This window comes from Synechococcus sp. CB0205 (assembly GCF_000179255.1).
In the GTDB taxonomy this organism is placed as follows: Bacteria; Cyanobacteriota; Cyanobacteriia; order PCC-6307; family Cyanobiaceae; genus Vulcanococcus.
This window is the reverse complement of record NZ_ADXM01000062.1, coordinates 1-16,371: the sequence shown is the minus strand read 5'-3', so window position 1 is coordinate 16,371 and position 16,371 is coordinate 1. Positions and strand designations below refer to the sequence as shown.

The window sequence follows — 16,371 nt, the reverse complement described above, 5'->3', positions numbered from 1 at the left end:
CGAGACGCGCAACAAAGGCTGGGTAGGCATTTGGTTAAGCGTCGGTTAGCCCCAGCAGCCTGCCGTGAAGCCGCAGGCGCTGCTCCTTGGAAGACCAGGGCGACGAGAGCTCCAACCAGCGCAGCCAAGCCTGGTCCTGGGCGACCCGCAGCTGATCCCAAAACAGGGGCAGGGCCTTTTTCGGATTCAGATCCAGGCTGCTGTGCAAGGCCTCCCGCAGCACAGCCAGGTCATTGAGGTCCCCCAGGCAATCCTGCAGAGCCTTGAGCTGGGCCAGCAGGGAGCCATGGTCCGCCACACCAGAGCGGTGCAAATGGGCCAAGCCATAGCGGCAGGTCTTCAGGCGCTTGCGCAGCTGATGCAATGCGGCGGCGGCCGTTGGCGCCTCCGTCCAACCGGGCAGCAGGAAGAGATCGCCCAGCAGTTGCCCCTGGAGCTCAGGCAACCAATCCCGCAGGGGCTGATCGCCAAGGGCGCTGCCTTGGGGCTGTTTGATCCAGGCCTGCAGGCGAGCAAGCAGCTTGAGGTAGCGCTGACTGCGCAAGGTCTCAGTCAGTTCAGCGAAGGCCAAACGGCGCTCTCGCTTGAGCTGTTTGCGAAAGGGCTTAAGCGCTGACGCCTCGGGTCCCGGCAGCAGCGGTAGCCATCCCGTCTCGATCCGCTGGCGCAGGACGTCCAGGTCCCTCGTGAGCCCAAGCCTCCGTCCCAGCTTGGCGATCCGTGCGGAGCTGACCTCCTCAGGCCAGACACCCACCGCCGAAAACTGAAGTCGAAGCGTTTTTAACTGACGCAGCTGGACCCTGAGCTGGTGCAGGGGTTCAGGGTCCTGATCCGCAAGGACGTCGGCCTGAAGAGCAACGATGCGGCGGAGGCTCTGGCCCATGGCCCCCTGCAGGTAGGCCAAACAGGTGACACCGGGATCAGGACGAAAGGAGCCCATGGCCGTCAGTGCGGCAGGCTCTAGAGCTAACGCCGCTGCAGGCCCCTTGGATTAACGGGGAATTAATGCTGGCTGCTCAAAAAAACAAGCGAGCAGGCCGCGATCCACTCTCCAGGAATTGATCGCTCCAACGGGACTCCTCTACAGGCGCCGGACGATCGGCCTGGACACAGGCGGTGGTGTCCTCAGGGCCAGCCTGGTTGCTGTTCTCGGGAAGCGAAGAGGCCGAGGCGCTGTTGGCTTCGATCACAGGAATGACCCAAAACCTGAGTCTAGCCGTTCTCAACGGTGCTGTCCTTAAACAAGATCAGCAGAAAGAATTAAAGGGTCCGCATCTTGGTGACCTGATCGAGCTCAGGTACACCCGAGAACCGGTTGAACTGGCTCACCGCAGCCAAGCACAGTCCTTGAATTAAAAGGCAGGCCAATGAGGACCTCAACCAACGCGATGCCACAGCCCCTGTGCAACAGATTCATTCGATCAGAGATCCCTAGCCCTGCACAGTCGTCAGCGTCACAAACAAAAGAAAGCACCACCACAGCAAACAAGTGCAGCGACATAACAAGCCCTTAACCTTGACGTGCTAAGCCCATGTCCATGGATGGAGGATGGGTCAAAGGCCAGCGCTATCTCAACCGTGAGCTGAGTTGGATTGCCTTTAATCAACGCGTCCTTGAACTCGCGGTCGACACCAAGACGCCTCTACTCGAGCAGGCAAAGTTCAGCGCTATTTTTAGCAATAATCTTGATGAGTTTTTCATGGTCAGGGTGGCCTCCCTGATCGCACAAGTTGAATCGCAGTCAAGCCGGTGCAGCATTGATGGACGTTCAGCAGAGCAACAGCTCGAGGCGGTTCAAAAACGGCTCGAACCACTGCTGAAGCAACAACAACAGCACCTCAACCGACGACTCCGGCCGCAGCTCGAGCGGCGGGGGGTTGGAATCCTGGACCATCGACAACTCTCAAGACGTCAAAAGGATTGGCTGGCGAGTTTTTTCCGCAACAAGATCCAGCCCGTCCTGACGGCCACGCGGCTGAACACGCCGGGGATCCCCTTCCCCTTTATCAGCAGCCTGAGCCTGAATCTGGCCGTTGAAGTCCGCGGCCAAGCAAGCGGCAACCGGGAACTGATCAGGATCAAGCTTCCCAAGAAAAACAGTCCCCGTTTCATCACCCTGCCGGAGGCCCTCCATGGAGAGCGCTCAGAGGCGATTCATCTCTGCGTACCGCTGGAGCAGGTGATGGAGCACAACCTCAAGGCCCTCCTACCCGGCCGTCAGATCACCAGCGTCAGCGTGTTTCGCGTCACCCGGGATGCCGATCTGGCCCTGCGGGAAGAAGAGGCCGAGGATCTGATGGAGGCGATGCAAACCAGCCTGCGCCGCAGGACAGCGGGGGGTGAGGTGGTGCGCCTGGAACTCAGCGCTGGCACCCCAGCGGCAGTGCAACGGCAGCTGACCGCGGGGATGGGCGTTCCCAGGGCGCGGGTGAATCGGGTCGATGGATTACTGGGCCTCGATGACCTGATGGAGCTGCAGGGAATTAATGCACCAACGCTGAAACAACCTCCCTTTCGCGGCTCCACTCCGGCTCCCTTGCAACGCTGTCAAAGCCCAGAAGAAGGTCGCCAGGCCAGCGAAAGCATCTTCCGTGTCATTCGCCGCGGGGATGTCCTGCTGCACCATCCCTTTGATCGCTTTGAGACGACGGTGGAGGAGTTCATCCACCAGGCCTCCTTGGATCCCAGCGTTCAGGCCATCAAGATCACGCTCTATCGCGTCTCCAAGGACTCGCCGATCATTGCCAGCCTGATCGCAGCCGCCGAGGAGGGCAAACAGGTGCTGGCCTTGGTGGAGCTCAAGGCACGCTTTGATGAGGACAACAACATCAGGTGGGCGCGGCAACTAGAGCGCTCCGGGGTGCACGTGGTCTATGGCGTCATCGGCCTCAAAACCCACACCAAAATTGCCCTCGTCATTCGCCGCGAGAAGGGCACACTTCAGGCCTATAGCCATGTCGGCACGGGCAACTACAACTCCAAAACCGCGGCGCTCTACACCGACCTCGGTCTGCTCTCCGCCGACCCGGCCCTAGGGCAGGACTTGATCAGCCTGTTCAACTACCTCACGGGGTTCTCAAAACAGAGCGCCTACCGCAAATTGCTCGTCGCTCCAACAACCCTGAGGGCCGAGATGCTGAAACTGATCGATCGCGAGATCGAGCATGCCCGCACCGGTCTGCCCAGTGGAATCAAGGCGAAGATGAATGCGCTCGTGGATCAAGGCTTGATTGACAAGCTCTACGACGCCTCGGCGGCTGGAGTGAAGATTGAGCTGATCGTGCGGGGAGCTTGCAGCTGCACCAGCGGCATCGCCGGGCTGAGCGAGACCATCCGGGTGCGCAGCATTGTGGGTCGTTTCCTCGAGCACTCCCGCCTGTTCTGGTTCGAGAACAACGGCCAGCCCCAGGTCTGGTTCGGCAGCGCCGATTGGATGCCGCGCAATCTCGATCGGCGGGTGGAGGCCGTGGTGCCGGTTGAAAACCAGGAGCTGGTGGGCCGGATCCAGCAGCTCCTGGAGCTCTACCTCCAAGACAACCAGGCCTCCTGGCACCTCCAAAGCGATGGCCGCTACAGAGCTCCCGAACCCGCTCAGGGTGGAAGCAGTGCCCAAGTACAGCTGATGCGCGGCGTGTGATGGGAGCGCTCTGGGAGCTCGCCCTGACCTGTCTGCGCCTTGGCACGGTGGCCTTAGGCGGACCGCAAGCCCACTTAGCGCTGCTGCAGGAGACGTTTGTCGAGCAACGGCACTGGATTGACGCCGAGCAGTTTGAAGAGGGACTGGCGCTGTGCGAGGCGCTGCCCGGACCATCGTCGAGTCAGATGGCGATCTATTTGGGCTGGAAGCGCTGCGGCCTACTTGGGGGGCTGGTCAGCGGCCTCTGTTTTTTGCTGCCAGGTCTGTTGGTTGTGCTCGCCCTCAGTGCCCTCTGGAGGGTGAGCCAAGACATCGAGAGCCTGCGCTCAATCTCATCGGTGATGCAACCGGTGGTGGTCGCGGTGATCTGGGCCTTTGCCTGGCAACTCTTTCAACGCCGGCAGGCGCGATGGCAGCGCTGGAGTGCAGTAGCGCTATTTGCACTGCTGGCCCTCAGCCAGGAGCTGGCGGTCACGATCCCCCTCGGTCTGGTGCTCCTGGCGGGCGGTCTGCTGCGCATGGCCTGGAGCGGCTCAGCACCAGCACTCGCCCTCTGGCCCTGGATGGGTATTGAGGATCTGGCGCTGATGGCGACAGCCAACCCACACCTTCAACTCCTGGCGGACTTGAGCGACGTGTTTCTCAGGGCGGGGCTGCTGATCTTTGGTGGCGGCTTTGTGATCATTCCGCTTCTCGAAGGGCCGGTGCTCGAGCATGGCTGGATGAGCAGCGGGGCCTTTCTTGATGGCATCGCCATTGGACAACTCTCCCCAGGGCCGGTGGTGCTAACCAGTGCCTTCATCGGTTTTCAAGCGGGGGCAAACCTGGCGGGGGGCTGGTTTGCGATCGCAGCCGCCTGTACGGCAACAGCAGCGATATTCCTGCCCAGCTTTGGTTTCATTCTTTTGGCTGCACCACTGATCGAGCGCCTGCGCACACGTCCCTGGGTTCAGGCCTTCCGCGAAGGAATCGTGACGTGCATCCCGGCGGTGGTCGCGGTCGCGGCGCTGCGGTTGAGCCTGGAGAGCCTCAACAGCCTGGGCAGCTGGAGTGGGGGAGGCCAGTGGTCAGTGCTGCTTGCCGCCTTAGTGCTGCGACTGAAATGGAAGCTCTCTCCAGCAGCACTGCTGATGGGAGCAGCTGCGTTTGCACTTCTGCTAAGGCCTTAGGCCTCAACCTTCGAACAGGTTGGAGCGACTCAGACCCAACTCGCGCCAGAGCTTCTTGATCTCGTCGTAGGCCGCATCTTGGGTGATCTTGCCGTTGCCTTGGAGGCCAACAATCAAACCCACCCGGTCAGCAAAGCGTTCCAGGTTTTGATGAAACAGCAATCGCTCTGGTGACCAGTCCGGGCCCCGGTAATGGCTAAAGGCTTCGAGGGGTGTTGGACCGTGATCAGAACGCTCTGAGTCACTGGGCTGAAAGGAGTGCATGACGAGTTGCTGACCAATCAACCAAAGCGACCAGAGACGTAGTCCTGGGTGGCCTGCTGACGGGGAGCATTGAAAATGGTCTCGGTGTCAGCAAATTCCTCAAGGCAGCCGACCTTGGCGTCGGTGTCATCGAAGGTATTGACGTTAAAGAAGCCCGTCATGTCGCTGACACGAACGGCCTGCTGCATGTTGTGGGTGACGATGACGATCGTGTAGCTGTTCTTGAGCTCATGGATCATCTCCTCAATCTTCAAGGTGGAGATCGGATCCAGCGCTGAGCAGGGTTCGTCCATCAGGATCACCTCGGGTTCGACCGCAATCGTGCGGGCAATGCAAAGGCGCTGCTGTTGACCACCCGAGAGGGCATAACCGCTCTCAGCCAGCTTGTCCTTGGTTTCATCCCAGAGCGCCGCCTTGCGCAGCGACCGCTCCACCAGTTCATCCATATCGCCTGAATAGCCATTAATCCGGGCACCAAAAGCGATGTTCTCGTAGATGCTTTTTGGAAAAGGGTTGGGCTTCTGGAAGACCATGCCAATGCGGCGGCGAACCTCCACCGGATCAACCGCCGGGGAATACATGTCATGGCCATCGAAAATCACGCGGCCCTGCAGGGAGCAACCATCGATCAGATCATTCATGCGGTTGAGCGACCGCAAGACGGTGCTCTTACCGCAGCCCGAGGGGCCAATAAAGGCCGTGACCTGATGGCGGGGAATCTCCATATGAACCCCACGCACAGCCACGTTCGAGAAATAGCTGATGCTGACGTTCTCCAGCTCGAGGCAAGAGGTGGAAGAAGCAGGGGATTGAGTCATGGCTAACTGGGAAGGCAAGAAGAACGGAACGGGAAACGAAAACAGTTCGAGGGAGGCCTAGACGGAGGTGACACGCGAAATCCATCGCGCCAAGAGATTGGAGAGGAGGATCATCACCACCAAGACGAAGGAAGCGGCCCAAGCCAAGTTGTTCTGAAACTCCAGGGGCATGATCGCGAAGTTGTAGATCAATACCGACATCGAAGCGATCGGACCCAGCACCCCTTCAGGCCAGAAGGGAGAAAACAATGCCGTGAAGATCAAGGGTGCTGTTTCACCTGCAGCACGCGCGATTCCAAGCACAACACCTGTGGCGATCGAGGTCAAGGAAGCTGGGAGGGTGACCTGGGTCACCGTGACAAATTGGGATGCCCCCAGTCCAAGCGAACCCCAACGCAATTCGTTGGGGACCAACTTCAGGGCCTCATCGGTGGTCTTAATCACCGTCGGCAGCATTAACACGGACAGGGCAATACCGCCGGCAAGGGCGCTGTAGCTCTGACCGAAAAGCAGGCGTGTGCTGACGATTAAGCCGTATACAAAAACACCGCAGATGATCGAAGGCACGCCGGACAACACGTTCGTGCCGAAGCGGACAAAGGAGGCAAACGAACCCGAGCGGGAGAACTCCGCCAGGTAAATCCCCCCACCAATGCCGACAGGAACGGCAATCAAGCTGGCGATCAAGGTGACGACAATCGTGCCGATGATGGCATTACCAATCCCTCCCTCTTCAAGGCCGGGGGGAGGGGGAAGCTCCGTCAGCAGTGAGACTGAAAGGAACGATCCACCCTTGAGCAGCACATACCCCAGGACCAAAATCAAGGGGAGAACGGCAATGCAAGAGAAGCCAACCGCAACGGCGGTCAAGGCGAAATTCCAGCGATTGCGCGGAAGCTTTGGGTTGAAATAAAGCGATCGGTTGGGCCTAGACAGTGCCATAACAGTTCTCCAGCTAGGCGTACTTCAGACTGAGGCGGCGCACAATCCACTGCGCCAGGACATTGACGATCAAGGTCATGATCATCAAGACAAATGCTGCATACATCAGCGCTGAGATTTGAATGCCATCGGCCTCACCGAATTGGTTGGCGAGCATGGCCGAGATGGTGTTAGCTGGAGCCAACAGACTCAGGCTGAAGTTATTGGAGTTTCCAATAATCATTGTGACGGCCATGGTCTCGCCCATGGCCCGGCCCAGGGCCAACATCACACCACCGGTGATTCCTGAGACAGCAGCAGGAAGAATCACCTGAACGATGGCCTGCCAACGGGTTGTACCCACCCCATAGGCGGCCTGCCTGAGTTCATTGGGCACCTGCTGCAGCGAGTCCCGGGCAATCGCGGTGATGATGGGCAGGATCATCACCACCAGAATCAAGACCGCCGGCGCCATACCAGGACCAAGCGGTTCCGTCGCGAAGAACGGCATCCAGCCCAGCTGATTGTGCAAGACCTGAAGAATGGGCCGCAGAAAGGGCTCCATCACAAAAATCGCCCAGAGTCCCAACACCACCGAGGGGATTGCTGCCAGCAGTTCAACCATCAAACCGATCACCTGCCGGTAGCCGGAGGGAATCAGGTTCTCGGTGATGAAGATCGCCGTGCCAACACCCAACGGAACGGCGATCAAGATGGCCAACAAGGAAGACACCATCGTCCCGTAGATGGCCGTTAACGCTCCATAGCTATTGAGACCGGGGTCCCAATCAGAAACCACCAAAAAGGAGAGGCCAAATTCAGCCATGGCATCCCGAGATCCCCACAGGACCGTGAGCAGGATGCCGACCAGGACCAGTCCAACAAGGGAGGCCAGGATGACCACGAGGCGCCGAAAGCCCTCATCGATCAGCTTCTCAGAAACGGGACGGCGGCGCAGCGCATAAACCGGTCCACCCTCCAACTCCTGAGGGGGAGGCACTGATTGATCCACAACGCGAGAGTTTCTCTGTATAACCTGTCACGCCAAGGCCAAAATCTCCTTAAGAAGTGCTTAACGCAGGCCGACAACACCCCAATCGCCCAGCCAGTCACACCCAAAGGCCCCAATAACGTATCAAGGAATACGCCACCACCTAGAACTGAGCGTTAACTTGGAAGGAAATAAAAATGAGCCATTGCTAATTAACACCCAATTCGGATCCATCAGTTTCGTCCCTGGATGCGGTTGGGTGAATTCGTCCAATCAGCCGCAGCCCAAGAAAAAAAGACAAGCCAAGACTGAGAAGCAAGAGGCATCCCAGTCCACTCAATCGAAATAATTCACACCTGAAGCAAAAGCCACCCTTAGCGGGGTGGCTTTTTAGTGAGAACACAACGGCTATTCATCGACAAAAAAAGGCAGGGGTTTCCCCCTGCCCTTTGATCAGTGAGAGATCCAGCGGATCACTTACCGATCTTGTTGACCGCAGCGCGGGCCTTGCTCAGGATTGAGCCCTTGAGGGGAACGAAGCCGAGGTCATCAGCCTTGGCCTGAGCCTGATCGCTCAGCATGTAATTGAAGGTCTTCTTGATGGTGTCGGCGTTGGCACCATTGCCCTTCTGATAAGCCAAAACCCAGGTCAGGGTCGCGATCGGGTAGGCACCCTTGGCGGTGGGGTTGGGGTTTGAGCCAGCCAGGTTCTGATCGAGCTTGATGCCGTTCAGGGCTTTGGCACCGGAGGTGTAGCTGGGCTTGATGAACTCACCCGACTTGTTCTGCAGCGCAGCGGCCTTGACGGCACCGCGGATGTACGACTGGTTGACGTAACCAATCGCACCCTGCTTGTTGGAGATCACACCGGCGACACCGGAGTTGCCCTTGGCACCAACGGCGTTTGCACCAGGCCACTTGACGGACTTACCGGAGCCCAGCTTCCACTCAGAGGAGAAGGCAGCCAGGGACTGGGTGAAGGCTTTGGTGGTTCCGGATCCGTCGGAGCGGTGCACCCAGGTGATCGGACCAGCGGCGCAACCCAGGTCCTTCCAGTTGGTGATCTTGCCGATCGCCACTTGGACAGCCTGGGATTGGGTGAGCTTCAGGTCACAGCCGGGCTTGTTGTAACCGAAGGCGATGGTGCCGCCCACCATGGGGATCTGCACCAGACCGCGGGTCACCTTGGCGATGTCCTTGGCCTTCATCGGGTCATCCGATGCACCGAAGTTGACGGTCTGGTCGATGAACGCCTTACGGCCAGAACCTGAGCCAACGGCCTGGTAGTTGACCTGGGGGCCACCGGCCTTCGCCAGATCAGCGAACCAACGCTGATAGATCTTGGCGGGGAAGGTTGCGCCAGCAGCACTGAGGCGATCTGCGGCGGAGGCGGACATGCCGGTGCCGACGGCCAGCAGAGAGCCGATCAGGAGGGCCTTCTTCGCGAAGGTCATGGATAAAACCTTGTGGTTCCCCTCCATCTACGCAAGTGATGATCCGCCCTGCGTTAGGGGCTGGTTAAGGCCTCGTGAACGTTGCGTGAATCAGCAGCAGGACTGGGCTTTGAGGGGCCTACTGGTCTGCAAACGCTGAAGCCAATCACTCAATTCGGCCAGGGCCTCAGGGCTCAGGCGGTAGTAGACCCAGCGCCCCTGAACCCGGGACTCCAGCAGGCCCGCCTCGCGCATCACCTTGAGGTGAAAGGAGAGCTTGGACTGGGCCAGGCCCATCTGCTCGGTCAGCTCACAGACGCAGCGCTCACCCCCCGCCAGCGCCAGGGCCACCTCCAGGCGATGGGGATCCGCCAGGGCCTTGAACAACGCGCTGAGGGCTTGGGACACAGCTCGGAGCAGGCCTAACCGCACCTTAACCAATCAAGAAACCTTGATGCATCAAACTTTGTTGATCAGTTGATTGGGGTTGGTCATGCGCATTGGCATCAACGGCTTCGGACGCATCGGACGACTGGTCTGCCGCGCCCTCTGGGGACGGCCAGGCATTGAGATCGTTCAGATCAATGACAACCAGGCCACGGCCGAGTCAGCCGCCCACCTGCTCTGCTTTGACTCCGTCCATGGTCGCTGGGATCGCCAGACCGAGGCCCTCAGCGAGACCGAGCTGCTGATCGATGGGCGGCGCCTGCACTTCAGCCGCAACGGCACCCCCGCCGAGGTGACCTGGTCTGCCGCAGGTGTGGAGATGGTGCTCGAGTGCAGCGGCCGCTTCAAGACCACCGAGGCCCTCGAGCCCTATTTCAGCCAAGGCGGCATCCAGCGCGTGGTGGTGGGCTGCCCCGTCAAAGGCGGACTGAACATCGTCTATGGGATCAACCACGACCTCTATGACCCCAACCAGCACCGGCTGGTGACCGCGGCGTCCTGCACCACCAACTGCCTGGCCCCGATCGTGAAGGTCGTGCATGAGCAGTTCGGCATCCGCCATGGCTCGATCACGACCCTGCATGACGTCACCAACACCCAGGTGGTGGTCGACGCCTTCAAAAGTGACCTGCGGCGCTCACGCTCCTGCCTGCAATCGCTGATCCCCACCACCACCGGATCAGCCAAGGCCATCGCCATGATCTTCCCGGAGCTCGAGGGCAAGCTCAACGGCCATGCCGTTCGTATCCCCCTGCTGAATGCCTCCTTGACCGATGCGGTCTTTGAGCTCGAGCGACCCACCAGCGCCGAGGAGGTCAACCAGGCCTTCCAGCAGTCCGCGCAGGGGACACTCAAGGGAATCTTGGGCTACGAAAGCCGGCCGCTGGTCTCCATCGACTACGTCAACGACAACCGCAGCGTGGTCATCGATGCCCTCTCCACGATGGTGGTCGACGGGACCCAGCTGAAGGTCTACGGCTGGTACGACAACGAGTGGGGCTACAGCTCCCGCATGGCCGATCTGGTCAGCCATCTCGTCCAGCTGGAGCCCCAAGGATGAGCGGACTCTCCGCCCTGCAGCAGTACCAGCGGGTCACCGCCAATTACTGGGCCTTCACCCTCACCGATGGGGCCCTGCGGATGCTGGTGGTCTTCCACTTCCATCAGCTGGGCTACACCAGCCTGGAGATTGCCTTTCTCTTTCTCTTCTATGAGTTCTTTGGGATCCTGACCAACCTCTACGGCGGATGGCTTGGGGCCCGCTTTGGCCTGCGGCTGACGCTTTGGCTCGGCACCTGGATGCAGATCGGCGCCCTGCTGATGCTGATTCCGGTGGCGGACTCCTGGCCGAAGTGGTGGAGCGTTGCCTACGTGATGGCCGCCCAGGCCCTGAGCGGGATCGCCAAGGATCTCAACAAGATGAGCGCCAAAAGCGCGATCAAAACCGTGGTCAAGAGCCATGACGGCGATCAGCAACTCTTCCGCTGGGTGGCGATCCTGACCGGCTCCAAAAATGCCCTCAAGGGCGTTGGTTTTTTCCTGGGGGGCGTCCTCTTGACCGCCCTGGGCTTCAACGCGTCGGTGGGCGTGATGGCGGCGGGTTTGATGTTGGCCTTTCTGGTCACCCTGGGGCTGCCGGCCGACATGGGGCAGATGAAACGCAAGCCCAAAGTCCAATCCCTGTTCTCCAAAAGCGAGGGCATCAACGTGCTCTCACTGGCGCGGATGTTCCTCTTTGGGGCTCGGGATGTCTGGTTTGTGGTCGCTTTACCGGTCTTCCTGGAGACGACCCTGGACTGGCGCTTCTGGGAAGTGGGCAGCTTCATGGGCCTCTGGGTGATTGGCTACGGAATCGTTCAGGGATCCGCTCCGGCCCTGCGGCGCAGCTGGGGGCAAACCAGGTCCCCTGGCGCATCGGCCGTGCAGTTTTGGAGCGCCCTGCTGACGGCGATTCCCGCCTTGATTGCCATTGCCCTATGGCGACAGGTCGCCGATCCAGGTCTGGCGGTGGTGGCAGGTCTAACCGCCTTCGGGGTGGTCTTTGCGATGAACTCCTCGATTCACAGCTACATGGTTCTCGCCTACAGCGACGGCGAAGCAGTGAGCCTGGACGTGGGCTTCTATTACATGGCCAATGCCGCAGGACGGCTGCTTGGCACCCTGCTCTCGGGAGCGATCTTTCTGATCGGCGGGCTCCAGGCCTGTCTCTGGTGCTCGGCGTTGATGGTGGGACTGGCCTGGCTGTTCAGCCTGAAGCTGCCGCCAGTGCGAAGCGCCTAGCGCTGAAACAGCGCACGGATCTGCGGGCTGCGCTCCGGGCAGAGCATCGGCGTGTAATAGCGAACGGCGGCAGTTTCCACCTCCTCAGGCAGGATCCCGGCAAAGGACACCCCCTCCCGCCCAAAGGCCTCGCTGAGGCGCTGTTGCTGGGCCAACAACAGCGCGGGCTGATCAAACGAGTCGCAGAGCAGCTGGGCATAGAGCCGCGCTGCGCAGCCGGTGTGGCCAAAGCGCCGCACGCAATCGCCCACAAGCTCTGGAGGCTGCGGCTGCGCCCAACCAGCACAGGGCCAAGCCAGCAACAGCAAGGAGATCGCCTCCCCCAGGGGGGCGCGCAGGCGAAGTGCCATTAACGCTGGCGCTCCACCGAGCAGGCCAGAAAGCGCTCCAACTCCTTGGCATCCAGGCTCGGGGGCTTGGCAGCGGTCAACAGGGCGGGATGAATCGTGCGCAGTTGATCCGCAAGCTGATCGCGCTCGGTGACCGCAGCCTCCTGGCGCTGCTGCAGGGCCTCCTGCCAGACCAGACGGCGTTTGGCTTCACTGCGCCGCCACTCCGCCACGGCCTGCTCGTACTGCTCCTGCTCGGTCTGCTGGTCGTAGATCGTCAGTAGACGTTGCTCTTCGGGGTCCAGGGGAAGGGGCGCCAAGGCCGAGGTGAACGACTCTTCTTCAAGCGCCTTCAACCGCGACTCGGTCTCGCGGTAGCGCTCCACCAGCGGCGGCAGGCTCTCGCGATAGCGCCGGCATTGCACCAGGGCCTGGCGCTGCGCCTCGCTGTCCTGCTGAGGAGCGTTCCTGCTTGCGGGCCCTGAACAGCTGGCCAAAAGCAGCAGCACCAGTACCGCGGCCCCTAGCCGAGGGTGAGGCATCCGATCCATCCGGACGAGTGCGCCCATGCTCGCAGGACTCGAGCGACAACGACCCCATTTGGGGGTATCGAGGGACGGGCGGCCAGATCTAGCTGTACTCCGCAGCAAAGACGAGCTCTTGGACAGCATCGACACCCACATCGCCCAGGACCGCAGCGAGCTGGAGAAAGCCCGCAACGAAGGCGACAAACCCAAGGCCGCTCACCTTGAAGCCGAGCTCAAGGACCTCGAGACCTACAAAGCTCACCACCCCGGCGAGAGCAAAGACCCCAGCCCGATGGAGGTCTACTGCGACCTGAATCCTGAGGCGCCCGGCTGCCTCGTCTATGACGACTAATCCGATGACCGCTACCGCGCCCCAAGCACCCAGCATCACCATTGGTGAACTGGAGGCCAACTATCAGCTCTACTGCAAGGCACTGAAGATGCTGATTGCAGAGAAGCGCACCCTCAACAAGATCCAAAAAACGGTGTGTTGGGGAAAATTGGCCACCCTCCACCACTGTCTTCCTAGGCAGTACAAATCACCCGATTACCTCTACGCCCAACTGCTCAAAGCACAGTCCACACCAAAAATGTGAGACCGACTTTGTGTTCGATCTCGCGATAGAGGTCAATCACTCAATCCCGCACAAAAGCGCTGTGCGGGATTTTTTTTATTGAGCGCGCGATTGTATTAGACACGAAATAAGTCGAATTCACAGGATCCAACCGGCGGGGCCACCGCAGGTCGATGATGGATGCACCGCTCGGAGTGAGTGATGGATCTCACCCCCTATCTGGAGACGCTGCAAGGAAGCAACCTTGATGAGGTCCTGCTCTCGGTTGCCGTCAGCGGGAAGGTTGCTCTGGCGATGAAAGGGCGCTTTTTTCTGCGCTGCCTCTGCGAGAGCTTCCGTGAGACCGAGCTCATCGGCTGCGCCGTCACCGATGAAGCGAGCTGCCTGAACTATCTGAGCCAAGAGCCCTACGAGCTGCTGATCTGCACCGACTTTCTTGAAAGCGGCAGCGGCTTCGATCTCGCCCGCAAAGCCAAGGCACTACAACCCCAGCTCAAGGTGGTGATGCTCGCCTTGGGGGATGCGATTCCGGTGGAACATGCCGAGGCGTCCTGGCTGGAGGCTGTCGTGGCCGAAGCGGACTTCATCGAAGACCAAAAACCTCTGGAGGCTGCTGTCCTGGCGGTGATGGGCCATCACGCCTACCGCAGTCCCTCCCTGCGCTCTGGCCAGTTGCCGTACCTGAGCTGCCCGCGCCTGACCCCAAGGGAATATGAAGTCCTGGACCTTTTGGCCAGCGGCCTGACGGACCGCGAAATTGCTGAACAGCTGGTGGTCAGCGAGGAGACCGCGCGCACCTACACCAAGCGGCTGCTGAAAACCCTGGAGGTCAACAACCGGGTTCAGGCGGTCCTCAAGGGAATGCGTTGCGGGATGGTGAAGATCTAGGCCAAAGCGTGGCTAGAACCCAACTATCTGATCGCGCCGCCTGCCATGGCCAGCCACACCATCACGCTTGAGGCGGCTGGCTCTTTTCCCTGCAACAGCGAGCAGTACATCCTTGATGCGGCGGAGGCTGCCGGCATCGACCTGCCCTTCTCCTGCCGGGCAGGCGCCTGCAGCACCTGTGCTGCCCAAGTCCTGCAGGGGACGGTGGATCAAGCCGATCAGAGCTTCCTCGATGGGCCACAAATCGAGCAGGGCTATGCCTTGCGCTGCGTCAGCTATCCACGCAGCGACTGCCTCCTGCGCACGGACGTAGCCGCCGAGCTGAATTAACACCAAGATGCGCCAAGCCATCCCGGGGAGTACGGCCATGGGCACCGCTCGCATTCTTCTGTCTGCAGCACTGCTTGCCGGGGCAGTTCCGATGCATCCGCTTCAGGCCGCCGAGAGCCGTTGCCCGAGCAGTAGCGGACGCTTCGCCGTCTGGGGAGCTGGCGTGGTCACCGCCAGCAAAACCCCAACCGCTCGCCTCCTGGAGGAGCGCTGGTTGCCCGGGGGGCAGGTCGAGGGCCTGCTGGTGGAACGACTGGGCAGCGAAGAACGCCGCAGTGCCTATCGGGGCCAGCGCAGGATCACGAACAACTGCGTAGCGGTGATCGAACGGCAACTGCCTTGGGGCATCGACCGCAGCGAGGTGGTGCTCGATGGTCGCGGTCGTCCGGTCTATGGCTTGATCCGCACCGAAGGCCGAGTGATCAGCAGCAGTTGGCTGCCCATGGCCACCGGGCGCTGCAACAGCGCCAACCTCAACGGCCTGGTGGTCAGCCGGCAGATGGGGCTCAGCCAAGTCCAAGGCGGCTGGAGTCCCAATGCCGTCGTGCAGCGCGAGCAGTGGAAGGACGGCCGGGTGGAGGGGCTGGCCCTCTCCAGCTATGGGGCTGACAGCGAAACCGCGCGCTACAGCGGCCAGCTCAGCCTGAACCCCAAGAGCTGCTGGGGCACCATCCAGCAAACCGACGAGAAGGGACGGGCCTACAACTACAGCGCCTTGATCGTGAATGGCCGCCGCAGCAATGGGGCCCGCGGCTACCTCTACCTCCAGCGCGATCCAGGGGACCTCACGGTCGGTTGGCTGGTGCGCGACTAAGCGATCAGCACCCTGGCGATCACCGCGGCCTGCGCAAAGCCCAACTGCCCCAGATGCTCAAGGGCTGCCTCAGCGCGGGAAGCCGGCAGAGCAGCCAACAGCGGACCGCAGGTCTGCGGGTCGATCCAGAGCTGCTGATCGACGGCGGAGGCTGGGGCGCTCAGACGCACCCCACCCCCGGGATCCAGCTGGGCCAGGGCCCTGGCGTTGGAGGGGGCCAAGGTGCTGGCCTGTCCCTGTTCCAACAGGGTGCGGGCACCGGCCAGGGCAGGAATGGCCCCCGGGTCTAACTCCACCTCTTGGCGGGCGCCGAGCATTTCAGCGAGGTGGCCGAGCAGGCCAAAGCCAGTGATGTCGGTGCAGGCGCTGCAGCCGTAGTGCTGCAACAGCTCCACCAGGGGAGCCTGGCTTTGCTGCATCGTCTCTAGGGCCGCGTCAATCCACTGGGGTTTGGCAACCCCGGTCATGGCCGCCGCGAAGAGCACCCCGGTGCCGATGGGCCGGGTCAAGAGCAACACCTGATCGCTCTGCAGGGGCCCCTTGGGCCAATGCCGCTGCGGATCAACCGATCCATTCACGCTCAGGCTCAAGGCCAAGCCCGCGCCATCGCGCCCCTCCAGGGTGTGACCACCCAGCAAGGGCACCCCTAGGGGATCGAGCACCGAACGCACCCCCGCCAGGGTCTGAAAGAGCAGCTCCTGTTGCAGTGGCGCGGCGGCCTCCGGCAGGGTCACCAGGGCCTGAACGCTCTGCAGCTGGGCGCCGCAGGCCCAGATGTCGCTGCTGGCATGCAGGGTGGTCAGCCGGGCATTGAGCCAGGGGTCATCCAGCAATGCTGGAAACCCATCGAGGCTTTGCAGCAACAACCCGCCGGTTGACGTGGCGGCCAGGACCGCGGCGTCAACCGGCGGTGGGCAGTCCCCCCCCGGCTGCAGGCGGGCCAGGGC

The 16,371-nt window shown here is 61.1% G+C and carries 19 protein-coding genes; 9 read left to right on the top strand and 10 right to left on the bottom strand.

Annotated features, from left to right (window positions below):
• Positions 1-34: 34 nt before the first annotated feature.
• Together CB0205_RS0112375 and CB0205_RS16175 are read right to left on the bottom strand one after the other, a co-directional pair.
• On the bottom strand, positions 35-940 hold the full coding sequence (locus CB0205_RS0112375; protein WP_010317778.1) for a CHAD domain-containing protein: 906 nt from the start codon (positions 938-940) through the stop codon (positions 35-37).
• A 76-nt stretch (positions 941-1,016) separates the two neighbouring features.
• Positions 1,017-1,190, bottom strand: a complete 174-nt coding sequence (locus tag CB0205_RS16175; RefSeq protein WP_156797977.1) for a hypothetical protein — start codon at positions 1,188-1,190, stop codon at positions 1,017-1,019.
• A 342-nt stretch (positions 1,191-1,532) separates the two neighbouring features.
• Between CB0205_RS16175 and ppk1 the strand changes: the two genes are divergently transcribed.
• Positions 1,533-3,638, top strand: coding sequence for a polyphosphate kinase 1 (gene ppk1 / locus CB0205_RS0112365; protein ID WP_010317776.1), 2,106 nt, complete (start codon positions 1,533-1,535; stop codon positions 3,636-3,638).
• Positions 3,638-4,807, top strand: coding sequence for a chromate efflux transporter (gene chrA, locus CB0205_RS14860; protein ID WP_010317775.1), 1,170 nt, complete (start codon positions 3,638-3,640; stop codon positions 4,805-4,807). The genes ppk1 and chrA overlap by 1 nt, the downstream gene beginning before the upstream one ends.
• 281 nt (positions 4,808-5,088) lie before the next feature.
• Here the strand turns inward: chrA and pstB are convergent, their stop codons facing one another.
• The 5 genes from pstB to CB0205_RS14850 form a co-directional block, all read right to left on the bottom strand.
• A complete protein-coding gene (pstB, locus tag CB0205_RS0112350; protein WP_010317773.1) occupies positions 5,089-5,889 on the bottom strand; it encodes a phosphate ABC transporter ATP-binding protein PstB in 801 nt (266 codons plus the stop codon).
• A 57-nt stretch (positions 5,890-5,946) separates the two neighbouring features.
• The gene (gene pstA, locus CB0205_RS0112345; RefSeq protein WP_029626381.1) at positions 5,947-6,831 is read right to left on the bottom strand and encodes a phosphate ABC transporter permease PstA; all 885 of its coding nucleotides are present in this window, start codon (positions 6,829-6,831) and stop codon (positions 5,947-5,949) included.
• A gap of 13 nt (positions 6,832-6,844) precedes the next feature.
• Positions 6,845-7,810: a phosphate ABC transporter permease subunit PstC gene (gene pstC, locus CB0205_RS0112340; RefSeq protein ID WP_232197327.1), complete on the bottom strand. Its 966-nt coding sequence runs from the start codon at positions 7,808-7,810 to the stop codon at positions 6,845-6,847.
• A gap of 464 nt (positions 7,811-8,274) precedes the next feature.
• Positions 8,275-9,255, bottom strand: coding sequence for a phosphate ABC transporter substrate-binding protein PstS (pstS, locus tag CB0205_RS0112335; protein ID WP_010317770.1), 981 nt, complete (start codon positions 9,253-9,255; stop codon positions 8,275-8,277).
• Positions 9,256-9,345: 90 nt separating this feature from the next.
• On the bottom strand, positions 9,346-9,642 hold the full coding sequence (locus CB0205_RS14850) for a helix-turn-helix transcriptional regulator (RefSeq protein WP_232197326.1): 297 nt from the start codon (positions 9,640-9,642) through the stop codon (positions 9,346-9,348).
• Between the two features lie 85 nt (positions 9,643-9,727).
• Here CB0205_RS14850 and CB0205_RS0112325 point away from each other — a divergent pair, with 85 nt between their 5' ends.
• Positions 9,728-10,741, top strand: a complete 1,014-nt coding sequence (locus CB0205_RS0112325; protein ID WP_010317768.1) for an ArsJ-associated glyceraldehyde-3-phosphate dehydrogenase — start codon at positions 9,728-9,730, stop codon at positions 10,739-10,741.
• The gene (arsJ, locus tag CB0205_RS0112320) at positions 10,738-11,961 is read left to right on the top strand and encodes an organoarsenical effux MFS transporter ArsJ (protein ID WP_010317767.1); all 1,224 of its coding nucleotides are present in this window, start codon (positions 10,738-10,740) and stop codon (positions 11,959-11,961) included. The genes CB0205_RS0112325 and arsJ overlap by 4 nt, the downstream gene beginning before the upstream one ends.
• Here the strand turns inward: arsJ and CB0205_RS0112315 are convergent.
• Together CB0205_RS0112315 and CB0205_RS0112310 are read right to left on the bottom strand one after the other, a co-directional pair.
• A complete protein-coding gene (locus CB0205_RS0112315) occupies positions 11,958-12,311 on the bottom strand; it encodes a hypothetical protein (protein WP_010317766.1) in 354 nt (117 codons plus the stop codon). The genes arsJ and CB0205_RS0112315 overlap by 4 nt on opposite strands.
• The gene (locus tag CB0205_RS0112310; protein WP_156797976.1) at positions 12,311-12,859 is read right to left on the bottom strand and encodes a hypothetical protein; all 549 of its coding nucleotides are present in this window, start codon (positions 12,857-12,859) and stop codon (positions 12,311-12,313) included. Before CB0205_RS0112310 ends, CB0205_RS0112315 begins: the two co-directional genes overlap by 1 nt.
• 91 nt (positions 12,860-12,950) lie before the next feature.
• Here CB0205_RS0112310 and CB0205_RS0112305 point away from each other — a divergent pair, with 91 nt between their 5' ends.
• The 5 genes from CB0205_RS0112305 (at position 12,951) to CB0205_RS0112285 (ending at position 15,424) form a co-directional block, all read left to right on the top strand.
• Positions 12,951-13,169 carry a CP12 domain-containing protein gene (locus tag CB0205_RS0112305; RefSeq protein WP_010317764.1) on the top strand — a complete coding sequence of 73 codons (219 nt, stop codon included), beginning with the start codon at positions 12,951-12,953 and terminating at the stop codon, positions 13,167-13,169.
• 4 nt (positions 13,170-13,173) lie between these two features.
• Complete coding sequence (locus CB0205_RS0112300; RefSeq protein ID WP_010317763.1) at positions 13,174-13,413, top strand: DUF3136 domain-containing protein; 240 nt, start codon at positions 13,174-13,176, stop codon at positions 13,411-13,413.
• A 180-nt stretch (positions 13,414-13,593) separates the two neighbouring features.
• On the top strand, positions 13,594-14,280 hold the full coding sequence (locus tag CB0205_RS0112295) for a response regulator transcription factor (protein WP_010317762.1): 687 nt from the start codon (positions 13,594-13,596) through the stop codon (positions 14,278-14,280).
• 45 nt (positions 14,281-14,325) lie between these two features.
• A complete protein-coding gene (locus CB0205_RS0112290) occupies positions 14,326-14,610 on the top strand; it encodes a 2Fe-2S iron-sulfur cluster-binding protein (protein WP_010317761.1) in 285 nt (94 codons plus the stop codon).
• A 7-nt stretch (positions 14,611-14,617) separates the two neighbouring features.
• Entirely contained in the window at positions 14,618-15,424 is an 807-nt protein-coding gene (locus CB0205_RS0112285) for a hypothetical protein (RefSeq protein WP_156797975.1), read from the top strand.
• Here the strand turns inward: CB0205_RS0112285 and selD are convergent.
• Positions 15,421-16,371, bottom strand: a 951-nt coding sequence (gene selD, locus CB0205_RS0112280; RefSeq protein ID WP_010317759.1) for a selenide, water dikinase SelD, incomplete at its 5' end; no start/stop codon positions are given. The genes CB0205_RS0112285 and selD overlap by 4 nt on opposite strands.

Bases quoted from the DNA above. Each gene is read 5' to 3' on its own strand.
- CB0205_RS0112375 (WP_010317778.1), bottom strand. From the start codon at position 940: ATGGGCTCCTTTCGTCCTGATCCCGGTGTCACCTGTTTGGCCTACCTG.
- ppk1 (WP_010317776.1), top strand. From the start codon at position 1,533: ATGTCCATGGATGGAGGATGGGTCAAAGGCCAGCGCTATCTCAACCGT.
- chrA (WP_010317775.1), top strand. From the start codon at position 3,638: ATGGGAGCGCTCTGGGAGCTCGCCCTGACCTGTCTGCGCCTTGGCACG.
- pstB (WP_010317773.1), bottom strand. From the start codon at position 5,889: ATGACTCAATCCCCTGCTTCTTCCACCTCTTGCCTCGAGCTGGAGAAC.
- pstA (WP_029626381.1), bottom strand. From the start codon at position 6,831: ATGGCACTGTCTAGGCCCAACCGATCGCTTTATTTCAACCCAAAGCTT.
- pstS (WP_010317770.1), bottom strand. From the start codon at position 9,255: ATGACCTTCGCGAAGAAGGCCCTCCTGATCGGCTCTCTGCTGGCCGTC.
- CB0205_RS0112325 (WP_010317768.1), top strand. From the start codon at position 9,728: ATGCGCATTGGCATCAACGGCTTCGGACGCATCGGACGACTGGTCTGC.
- arsJ (WP_010317767.1), top strand. From the start codon at position 10,738: ATGAGCGGACTCTCCGCCCTGCAGCAGTACCAGCGGGTCACCGCCAAT.
- CB0205_RS0112315 (WP_010317766.1), bottom strand. From the start codon at position 12,311: ATGGCACTTCGCCTGCGCGCCCCCCTGGGGGAGGCGATCTCCTTGCTG.
- CB0205_RS0112310 (WP_156797976.1), bottom strand. From the start codon at position 12,859: ATGGGCGCACTCGTCCGGATGGATCGGATGCCTCACCCTCGGCTAGGG.
- CB0205_RS0112300 (WP_010317763.1), top strand. From the start codon at position 13,174: ATGACCGCTACCGCGCCCCAAGCACCCAGCATCACCATTGGTGAACTG.
- CB0205_RS0112295 (WP_010317762.1), top strand. From the start codon at position 13,594: ATGGATCTCACCCCCTATCTGGAGACGCTGCAAGGAAGCAACCTTGAT.
- CB0205_RS0112290 (WP_010317761.1), top strand. From the start codon at position 14,326: ATGGCCAGCCACACCATCACGCTTGAGGCGGCTGGCTCTTTTCCCTGC.
- CB0205_RS0112285 (WP_156797975.1), top strand. From the start codon at position 14,618: ATGCGCCAAGCCATCCCGGGGAGTACGGCCATGGGCACCGCTCGCATT.